Below are 8,606 nucleotides of genomic sequence, written 5' to 3'. Positions count from 1 at the left end.
CATGAAGAGCACCAACATGCTCGAGCGGCTGAACGAGGAGATCCGCCGCCGGACCCGGGTGGTCCGGATCTTCCCCAACACCCACAGCTGTCTACGCCTGGTACGGGCCCTGGCCGTCGAAATCCACGAAGGCTGGCTGGAGGACAACCGCTACCTGAACATGGATCTGCTCAAAGAGCACAAGAAAATCCTGCTGAGGCAGGCCGAGGCCGCCTGAGCCATACCGACCAACCGAACATGGCTGACTCACTTCTGCACAACTTGACGCACACAACCCAGCGCCGGGCAGTATGTGGACCGAAGGCACCATAAACACCGAAGAATGAACCAGGACCAGCCTCAGCCCGGCAGGCGACCGGCCGGAGGCACCGTAAACACCAGAGGCCGAACCGGGACCAGCCACCAACAGGTCGGCGGCAGGCCGGAGTCACGCGAAAACGGAATCGCCCAGCATGCCTCGTGGGGGGCGAGGGCGAGAGAGGGGCGCGTGTCAGGCCTCGCCCATGAGCCAGGCGCTGGCGGCGCCGGCCAGACTCATCAGCGCGAGGACGAAGATCGCCACCTCGGTGCCCGCCAGCTGCGCCAGCAGCCCGAACAGCCCGCCGACCAGCAGCAGGGCACCAATGACCGTGTTGCTGACCGCGGTGAACGCGGCCCGGGTCTCCTGCGTGGCCATATCCACCAGATACGTCTTGCGCCCCAGGCGCACACCGGCATGACTGACCCCGAGCAGGAAGAACAACGCCGCATAGAGCCAGCCGCCGGGGACCAGTGCGTGGTCGGTATCCACCGGCACGAACCAGACGCCCACCGCGACCGCAATGCCAAGCCCGGCGGCCAGAAGGCCAGACAGGATCAGCACCCAGCGCGCCGAGCGGTCGGACAGGCGCCCCCAGACCGGGGCGCTGACCGCCGAGGCCAGGCCGCTGGCCAGGATCAGCAGCCCCAGGGTTCCGAGATCGCCGGCGGTGGCGTCCTCCGCGAGAAGGACGTAGAAGGGCAGGGCCAGCGCGGTGCTCATCAGCAGGGCGCGGGTCAGCACGAAGTGGCCAAAGGCGCGGTCGGTCCACAGCAGGCGCATGGAGCGGATGGCCTCGGTCACCGCGTTGCCGCCGCCCTTGGTGGAGCCCGGGTCCTCGCGCAGCCGGGTAAAGGTCGCGGCGGCCACCCACCAGGCCCCGGCCGAGGCGGCCAGCAGGGCGACGAAGACCCCGATGCCGGCCTCTTCGAGGTTCGCCAGCGTCAGGTAGATACCCAGGCCCAGGGTGAAGAAGCCGGCGAGGGAGGCGGCATAGCCCATCACGGTTCCGCGCTGGTGCTTGGCGATGGTCTTGCCGAGCACATCCTTGGAAGCCACCGAGTTGATCCCCCGCGACAGGGCAAAGACGATCAGGAGCCCGAGGATGGCCCAGCCGGCGGCGGCGCCCTCCAGGGTCAGGGCGACGACAGCCATGCCGGCGACGGCCAGGCCGGACAGGACACTGCCCAGCACCCAGAAGCCCTTGCGGATCGCCCGGCGGCGAATGGAGGCGGCAACGAATAGTTGCGGCAGCAGCGAGCCGGATTCGCGGATCGGCACCAGGAAGCCGGCGAAGGCGGCCGGGGCGCCCAGGGCGCCGAGCAGCCAGGCCAGCACCAGTCGGGCCGAGGCGAGCTCGTCGCCAATCTTGCTCAGGGTGTTGGCGACCAGGTGGACGAAGAAATTGACCGGCTGGGCGCGGCAGGCGTTTTCGGGGATGTCCTTGCAGACGCGCGCGTCCTCGTCGCCGGCAATGGTTTCGTACAGTCCGATAATCGGGCGCGGCAGATTTTCCTGGTCCGTTTCGGCCATCTGGCTTCCTGTCGTGTGCCTGTCACTCATCATGCCACGGCTGTGGGAGGCCAGCCCTCTGGCCGATGGGGCGATAGGTAGGGTGGAGTGGCGCCGGATCTGGCGGTGCGGTCTTGGTCGCCTCCCCAGGGTGTTCCCTGTCTGCCGAGTATCAATGTGGCAGCGGTTTCTCCGGGGTAATAGGGGCTTCCTTCGGCTGACTGGATATCGGCCGACGCTGAATCGCTCAGGGGGCTGAGCTCCTACAGGTCCTGGTCCGGGTCTTGGGAGGCTAGCCCTCTGACCGATCGGGCTTCTCCGAGGTCCAAGGCGGAGGGGAGCCGGCCGCCGATCCTAGGGAAACACGGATCAATGCACACGCTCGCGCTCGAGTCGCTTTTGCGTGCGAACAAGGCGCGGTGACTGCCGTGCAGTCATTCTGCACAAGGGAGCCGCAACGCCGTGCGCACGCCAGTTTTCGACAACAACGGGCGGCCGAGCCCCTGCTTTCAATGGCTTGTGGGGTTGGCACCCCAGGTTCCCCGATCCTGCGTTGCGCCACTTGCGGGTAGAACCACTACCCGCTGCGCATCGCGCCTTGTCTCGGAAAACCTGGGGTGCCAACGCGAGCGTGTGCATTGATCCGTGTTTCCCTAGCGGCGCCCGGCCAGCGGGTCGCTCGGGTCGACGCTGTCGCGGAACGGCTTGCGCCGGTCGAGGTTGGTCAGCTGGTAGACGTTGCCCAGCCAGTTATTGATCACCGCCAGCGCGGTGTCGTGCCAGGTGTTGTCGAGGCGGTCCAGCAGCAGCGCCTCGGGCAGGGCCGGGATCTCGGTGCAGTGTTCCAGGGCGGCCTCCACGTGCTCGCGGTGCTCGTCGAGGATAGCGGCGGCCTGCGGCATCAGGTAGTTCTCCGGCAGCGGCGGGTAGGCGTCGCGTTCGCCCTGGATGTAGCGCACCACCTCGCGTTTGTATTCCTTGAGCAGGCTGATCGAGTCGTATTCCGGGTGGCCCTGGAAGAAGACCATGCGAAAGCCGTCGGGCGAGGCCCCCAGGTGGATCCCGGACTGGTCACTCTCCACCAGCACGCGCAGGCCGTGGCGCTCGAACTGGTCGCGCGAGACATCGTTGTAGCGCGAGTGCGGCACGTCGAAACGGGTGTTCACGCCGGTGACCAGCGGATGCCCGCGGTCGACCACGCGATGCGGGAACACGCCCCACAGCTTCTCGCCCATATGCCGGCGGTGCTCGCCGTAGCGCGCCTGCAGCACGGCGTGGGTCGCCAGGCAGGAGCACAGCGTGGAGGTCACGTTCTCCCAGGCCCAGTCGACCACCTCGGCCAGTGGTTCCCAGAAGGGTTCCAGGGCCAGGTCCGGCTGGGTCACGTTGGCGCCGGTGATGATCAGCGCGTCGAGGCCCTCCTTCTTCAGGTCCTCGAAGGATTCGTAGTACTGCTTGACGTGGTCGCGCCCCTTCGGCCCGCGCTTGAGTTGCGGCAGGGTGAACGGGTGGATATAGAACTGCGCGATCTGGTTGCTCTCGCCGATCAGGCGAAAGAACTGGCGCTCGGTGGCCGCGAGGGCGGCGTCCGGCATCATGTTCAGCAGCCCGATATGCAGGGCGCGGATCTCCTGCTGCTGGGCGAAGTCGCTGGGCAGGACGGTCTCGCCCTCGCTTTTCAGGCGGGCAAAGGTGGGCAGGTCGGAGTAGGCGACAAGTGGCATTACAGACGCGCCTCCCGTTCCAGGGCCATGCAGACCAGGTCGTCGAAGTCGGCCGCGTTGCGCACCCGCGCCAGTTCCGTGGTGCTGATGGTGTAGCCGTGACTCTCGGCGATCGCTTCGTAGCGCGGCAGGCGCGCGCGGAACAGCCGCGAGAAGACCCAGCGCACGAAGGCGTCCGGGTCGATCTGGGCGACGTAGTCCAGCCCCTCGTCGCGCATGTATTCGGCCAGCTGCTGGTCGAGGAAGGCCTCGCGGTAGTACAGCGGCTTGGGATCGCTCTCGGCGCGCTCGATCAGCTGGCGCTCGTCCTCGTCGGTCGCCTTGATGTAGAGGATCAGCGTGTGCTCCGCGAGGGTCTCCAGCACGCCGGGGCTGTCCAGTTCGCAGACCGAGCCGCCGGCATCGTTGACGAAGTGCGGATAGCCGAACAGCGTCTGGGACTTGTTGATGAAGTCGGGCACGTCGAGCATGGCCTGCACCTCGGCTTCGTGGTGCAGGGTCTGGCGGCGCTTGAACTCGGTCAGCGGCAGCCCGCCCAGCTCCGGGTTGCCGAGCTTGCCGAGGAAGCTCGCCACCGGGTGCAGGTTGTCCACCGTGATGTTGTTGATGATCTGGATCGAGTCCGAGCGCAGCAGATCGCGCAGGAATGGCACCGCCATCGCCTGGGCCTTGATGTTGTCCAGGATCGGTTCGCTCAGGTAGCGCGTGCCGATGCGGTAGTCGCCGGAGTAGTGGAACCAGTCCTCGCGCCGCAGCATGTTGGACAGGCGCGTCTTGCCGACACCGGACATCCCCAGCAGGGTGATGCGGCGGTGGTCCTGATTGCGGTACTCGTCGGGGGTCAGGCGCATGATGTTGGTTTTATCGACGAAGGATGAACAGGATACCGGCGATCACCGCCAGGCCGCTGATGACGTAGTGGTCGTACTGGAACTGCAGCCCCAGCAGGCCGCGCAGGCCGAACAGAATCAGCCAGGCGCCGAGCAGAATATTTCCAAGCATGCGCATCCCTGCGTGTCTCCCGGTTCGTGATTAGCGGATCAACTGGCTCAGCTCGCGGAACTGAGGATCGGCCGCATCGCGCAGCCACTCGAACAGTACCGACTCGTGGTTGGTGATGATGGCGCCGGCGGCGCGCAGGCGCTCCAGTCCGTTGCGCTTGCGCCCGGCATCGCGCGAGCAGACCCCGTCCTCGACCACGAACACGGTCACGCCCGCCTCCAGCAGTTCCAGTGCCGTCTGGGTCACGCAGATGTGGGTCTCCGCGCCGGTCAGGATGATCTGGTCGCCGCGGGTCAGGCGGGTGTGCAGGTCGGCTTCGGCGCAGCAGGAGAAGGCCGTCTTGTCGGTGACCGCGCCCTCGCCGTCCAGCGCCTGCTGCAGGGGGGCGGTGACCTCGCCGAGGCCTTTGGGATACTGGCGCGATACCTCGATCGGGATGCCGAGCTTGCGCGCCGCCTCGATCAGGCGCGCGGCATTGCGCTCGACCTCGGCACGGGCCGCCTCGGGCATCGCGGCCAGCAGGCGTTCCTGCAGGTCGATCAGGACCAGGCGCGAGCGCGCCCGCTCGCAGCGGGCCCGTGGGTTATGCGTGGCGGAGGCGGACATTACTCCAGCAGGTCGTCGATGGCCTCGAGGTCGGCCACGCTCAGGCGACCGGCGGCGCGCTGCAGGCGCAGCGATTCGCCGAGGAAGCCGTAGCGGGCCTCGGCGTAGTCGCGCTCGGCGCGGAAGACCTCGCGCAGGGCGAGCAGGACATCCACCTGGGTGCGGGTACCGACCTCGAAGCCGGCCTCGGCCGCCTCGAACGCGGACTGGGTCGAAACCAGCGCCTGCTCCAGCGCGCGCACCCGCGAGTTGTTGGAGATCACCGACAGGTAGGCGCTGCGGGTGTCCTGAGTGGTGCGGCGCTCCACCAGCGACTGGCCTTCCTGCGCGGCCTGGAAGTCCTCGCGGGCCTGGCGGGTCAGGGCGCTGACGCGCCCGCCGGTGTAGAGCGGGATCTCCAGTTGCACGCCGACCTGGGCGTCGGTGCCCTCGAAGAAGGCGCCTCTGGCATCAGCTGGTACATCCAGGCCGTGGTAGCGGTTCTCGCGCACCGAGGCGTTCAGGTTGAGCCGCGGCAGGCCCTCGGCGCGCTGGCGCTGGATCTGTTCGCGGGCGGTCTCGGTGCTCAGGCGCTGGGCGGCCAGTTCCAGGTTGTTGGCGAGCGCGATATCGACCCAGGCCTGCGGATCGGCCGGTTCCGGCGGGGTCAGCTCGGCCTCGTCGCGCAGCATGTCCAGCTCGTCCCAGTAGGTGTTGGTGATCACCGCGAGCTGCTCGCGGGTCAGGTCCAGCTGGTTCGCGGCGGCGATGCGCTCGGCCTCGGCGATGTCGCGCTGGGCCTGGGCTTCGGTGACGTCGGTACGGGCGACCAGGCCGACATCGAAGCGGCGCTGGGTCTGTTCCAGCTGGCGCTCGATCGCCTCGACCTCGGCCTCGCGGAAGGCCAGGGTTTCCTGTGCGATGAGCACGTCGAAGTAGGCCTGGGCCACGCGCAGGATCAGGTCCTGGCGGGCGGCATCCAGTTCGGCCTCGGCGCGGGCGATCTCGAGATCCACCTGCGCCAGCTCGATGTAGTTGCGGCGGTCGTAGAGGCTTTGGGCCAGATTGACGCCGAAGCTGGTCTCGCGCCCATCAATGCTCGGTTCATTGCGGCCGTCGCGGTAGAACGCGCCGGCCTCGGCCTGCCCGGAGATCTGCGGCAGCAGGGCAGAGCGCGCGAGCGGCCGGTTCTCCAGCACGCTGCGGTACTCCGCCTCGGCGGTGCGCAGTTCGGCGTCTTCCGCGGCCGCGCGCTCGTAGACCTCCATCAGGCTGGAGGCGGTGGCGGGGGCCGAGATCACCAGGGCCAGCCCGGCGGCGGCGAGAAGCGACGGCAGACGGTTCATGGACGCGACTCCGGAGGATATTAGGAAACGCCTATCCTATCAGAGCATGTTCCGGCATGGGGCCTCCGGCGCGCGCCCCGTGCCGGGGCGCAGGCGACCGGCTCAGAATTCGAACGCGGGCTTCGGCTCGAAGCCAACCAGCGGCTTCACGCGGGTCTCGAACAGGCCCTCGTGGCGGCAGTCGTCTTCGGTGGTCCGGGTGATCAGCTGGGCCTCCATGATCGGGCCATCGCCAGTGACCACGAATAGCCGGCCGCCGAGCGTCAGGTAGGGCTCGAGGAAGTCGTCGTATTCGGTCATGCCGCCAGTGAGGATGATCGCGTCGTAACGCGGGCGCGGCGGGGTCCAGTCACGGGTCACCGTGGCGGTGCGCAGGTGGGCGTTATCGAGACCCAGATCCGTCAGGCGGTTACGCGCCGCGAGACGCAGATCGTCGATCCGCTCGATGCTGTCGACCCGGGCCGCGAGGTGGGCCAGGCAGGCGGTCACGTAACCGGAACCGGTGCCGATCTCCAGTACCGTCTCGGTGGGCTGCGGCGACACGGCCTGCAGCAGCCGGCCGACCACCACCGGCGGCAGGGTGTTTTCGCCGTGCCCCAGCGGGATCTCGGAATCCGCATATGCCAGGGCCTGGTAGGGCTCGGGCATGAAGCGTTCACGCGGCAGGGTTTCCATCACGTCCAGCACGCGCGTATCGAGCACGTCCCAGGGGCGAACCTGCTGCTCGACCATGTTGATCCGGGCCTTGGCGAAATCCATCGCGGTTTCCTCTGTACGCTAAACAGCCGCGAAAGAGTACGTTCACGCGCCGAAACAGGCAAGTAGGAGGCCAGCCCTCTGGCCGATGGGGTGTTGACCAGACCCCATCGGCCAGAGGGCTGGCCTCCTGCGGGGGGGTGCCGCTATTGCCCGTAGGAGCGCAGCCCCCTGCGCGATGGGGTTCTGGTGATGCCCTATCGGCCAGAGGGCTGGCCTTGTATGTTTACCCGTGGCAGGCCTAGAAAGGGTCTGTCGGGGTGGAGGGACGAAGCTGGCATCTGGCCTGTGGCACAGACGGTAGGAGAGTTCGTCCCACCCCTCACCTTAAACGCCGATAAGGAATCGATCGGCTCGGGACCGACGATAGATGGCAAGCCAGCGTTCGGTGAGGCCCCGACAGACCACTCCAAGCTAGCTCGGGAGGTGTGATGATGGCAACGCATCGGATCGGGGTCGATGTCGGCAAGGCCGAGTTGTGGATCAGCATCGACGGTGAAACCGCACAGCTGTGTCCCAACGAGCTCCCGGCGATCCGCCGGTGGGTCCGTGGTTTGCAGGGTCCGGCCGACTTCGCCCTGGAAGCCACCAACGACTATCACCTGGCCCTGGCGCTGGAGGCCCATCATCAGGGCCACCGGGTGTATCTGATCAATGGCTATCGCCTCAATCGCTACCGCGAGAGCATCGGTGGCCGGGCCAAGACCGATGCCGGGGATGCCCGGCTGCTGGTGCGTTATCTGCAACGCGAGCAGGACGAACTGCGCCCCTGGACACCGCCGCCCGAGGGCTACCGGACCCTGCAAAAGCTGCTGCGCCGGCGTGCCACGCTGGTACGGGCACGGGTCATGCTGGAGCAGAGTCTGCGAGGCGTACCCGAACTGCAGGCCCACCTGAAGCACCTGCTTCGGGAGATCGTTCGGCTGGATACCGTCCTCCAGCGTGTGCTGCGCGAGACGGTCAGTCGCGCCGGCTGGTCGGATCACACTCGGCGCTGCCAGCAGATCGAGGGTGTGGGCCCGCTCACCGCCACCGGCTTGGCGATGGCGTTCCATCGCGGCGCGTTCCGCAGCAGTGATGCGTTCGTCGCCTTCCTGGGGCTGGATGTCCGCATCCGCGACTCCGGCACAAAACGGGGGCAGCGCAAACTCACCAAGCAGGGCGATCCAGAGTTGCGACGGCTGCTCTACCTGGCCGCGATGCAGGCCAAGTCCAAACCCGCCTGGAGCGACTACTACCAGCGCTGCCTGGACCGTGGCCTGGCGACGACTCAGGCGCTGAATGCCTTGGCTCGCAAACTGGCCCGCGTCGCCTTCGCCCTGATGAACCATCAGACCGACTATCAACCTAAGACCCCTTGTGGAGAGACATAGAATCTCCTAC

At 67.3% G+C, this 8,606-nt stretch carries 9 protein-coding genes; 2 read left to right on the top strand and 7 right to left on the bottom strand.

Annotation, left to right across the window (positions count from 1 at the left end; all coding sequences use genetic code 11):
• Nucleotides 1-217 (top strand): transposase (locus D107_RS13395; protein WP_019558383.1); only part of this gene is annotated, 217 nt, incomplete at its 5' end.
• Nucleotides 218-490: 273 nt separating this feature from the next.
• On the opposite strand, the gene D107_RS0113225 is transcribed toward D107_RS13395, so the two are convergent.
• The 7 genes from D107_RS0113225 to D107_RS0113195 all read right to left on the bottom strand — a co-directional run bounded on the left by D107_RS0113225 (nt 491) and on the right by D107_RS0113195 (nt 7,226).
• Nucleotides 491-1,831 (bottom strand): MFS transporter, encoded by a 1,341-nt coding sequence (locus D107_RS0113225; RefSeq protein WP_018881658.1) that lies wholly within the window; start codon nt 1,829-1,831, stop codon nt 491-493.
• A 632-nt stretch (nt 1,832-2,463) separates the two neighbouring features.
• Nucleotides 2,464-3,534: a homoserine O-succinyltransferase gene (locus tag D107_RS0113220; RefSeq protein ID WP_018876863.1), complete on the bottom strand. Its 1,071-nt coding sequence runs from the start codon at nt 3,532-3,534 to the stop codon at nt 2,464-2,466.
• Nucleotides 3,534-4,385: a hypothetical protein gene (locus tag D107_RS0113215; protein ID WP_018880072.1), complete on the bottom strand. Its 852-nt coding sequence runs from the start codon at nt 4,383-4,385 to the stop codon at nt 3,534-3,536. Before D107_RS0113215 ends, D107_RS0113220 begins: the two co-directional genes overlap by 1 nt.
• Nucleotides 4,386-4,395: 10 nt before the next feature.
• Nucleotides 4,396-4,536 (bottom strand): hypothetical protein, encoded by a 141-nt coding sequence (locus D107_RS14140; RefSeq protein WP_196799362.1) that lies wholly within the window; start codon nt 4,534-4,536, stop codon nt 4,396-4,398.
• Nucleotides 4,537-4,566: 30 nt separating this feature from the next.
• Entirely contained in the window at nt 4,567-5,142 is a 576-nt protein-coding gene (locus D107_RS0113205; protein ID WP_018876864.1) for an isochorismatase family protein, read from the bottom strand.
• Nucleotides 5,142-6,467, bottom strand: a complete 1,326-nt coding sequence (locus D107_RS0113200) for a TolC family outer membrane protein (protein WP_018876865.1) — start codon at nt 6,465-6,467, stop codon at nt 5,142-5,144. The genes D107_RS0113205 and D107_RS0113200 overlap by 1 nt, the downstream gene beginning before the upstream one ends.
• Nucleotides 6,468-6,569: 102 nt before the next feature.
• Nucleotides 6,570-7,226: a protein-L-isoaspartate O-methyltransferase gene (locus D107_RS0113195; protein ID WP_018866680.1), complete on the bottom strand. Its 657-nt coding sequence runs from the start codon at nt 7,224-7,226 to the stop codon at nt 6,570-6,572.
• A 428-nt stretch (nt 7,227-7,654) separates the two neighbouring features.
• Between D107_RS0113195 and D107_RS0113190 the strand changes: the two genes are divergently transcribed.
• On the top strand, nt 7,655-8,596 hold the full coding sequence (locus tag D107_RS0113190) for an IS110 family transposase (protein ID WP_018880901.1): 942 nt from the start codon (nt 7,655-7,657) through the stop codon (nt 8,594-8,596).
• Nucleotides 8,597-8,606: the final 10 nt, after the last annotated feature.

Source organism: Thioalkalivibrio sp. ALE30 (assembly GCF_000377465.1).
In the GTDB taxonomy this organism is placed as follows: Bacteria; Pseudomonadota; Gammaproteobacteria; order Ectothiorhodospirales; family Ectothiorhodospiraceae; genus Thioalkalivibrio.
The sequence above is the reverse complement of the archived record's forward strand: the minus strand, read 5'-3'. Positions and strand labels throughout refer to the sequence as shown.

Coding starts and splice junctions, on each gene's coding strand:
- D107_RS0113190 (WP_018880901.1), top strand. CDS start 7,655: ATGATGGCAACGCATCGGATCGGGGTCGATGTCGGCAAGGCCGAGTTG.
- D107_RS0113205 (WP_018876864.1), bottom strand. CDS start 5,142: ATGTCCGCCTCCGCCACGCATAACCCACGGGCCCGCTGCGAGCGGGCG.
- D107_RS0113215 (WP_018880072.1), bottom strand. CDS start 4,385: ATGCGCCTGACCCCCGACGAGTACCGCAATCAGGACCACCGCCGCATC.
- D107_RS0113220 (WP_018876863.1), bottom strand. CDS start 3,534: ATGCCACTTGTCGCCTACTCCGACCTGCCCACCTTTGCCCGCCTGAAA.
- D107_RS0113200 (WP_018876865.1), bottom strand. CDS start 6,467: ATGAACCGTCTGCCGTCGCTTCTCGCCGCCGCCGGGCTGGCCCTGGTG.
- D107_RS0113195 (WP_018866680.1), bottom strand. CDS start 7,226: ATGGATTTCGCCAAGGCCCGGATCAACATGGTCGAGCAGCAGGTTCGC.
- D107_RS14140 (WP_196799362.1), bottom strand. CDS start 4,536: ATGCTTGGAAATATTCTGCTCGGCGCCTGGCTGATTCTGTTCGGCCTG.
- D107_RS0113225 (WP_018881658.1), bottom strand. CDS start 1,831: ATGGCCGAAACGGACCAGGAAAATCTGCCGCGCCCGATTATCGGACTG.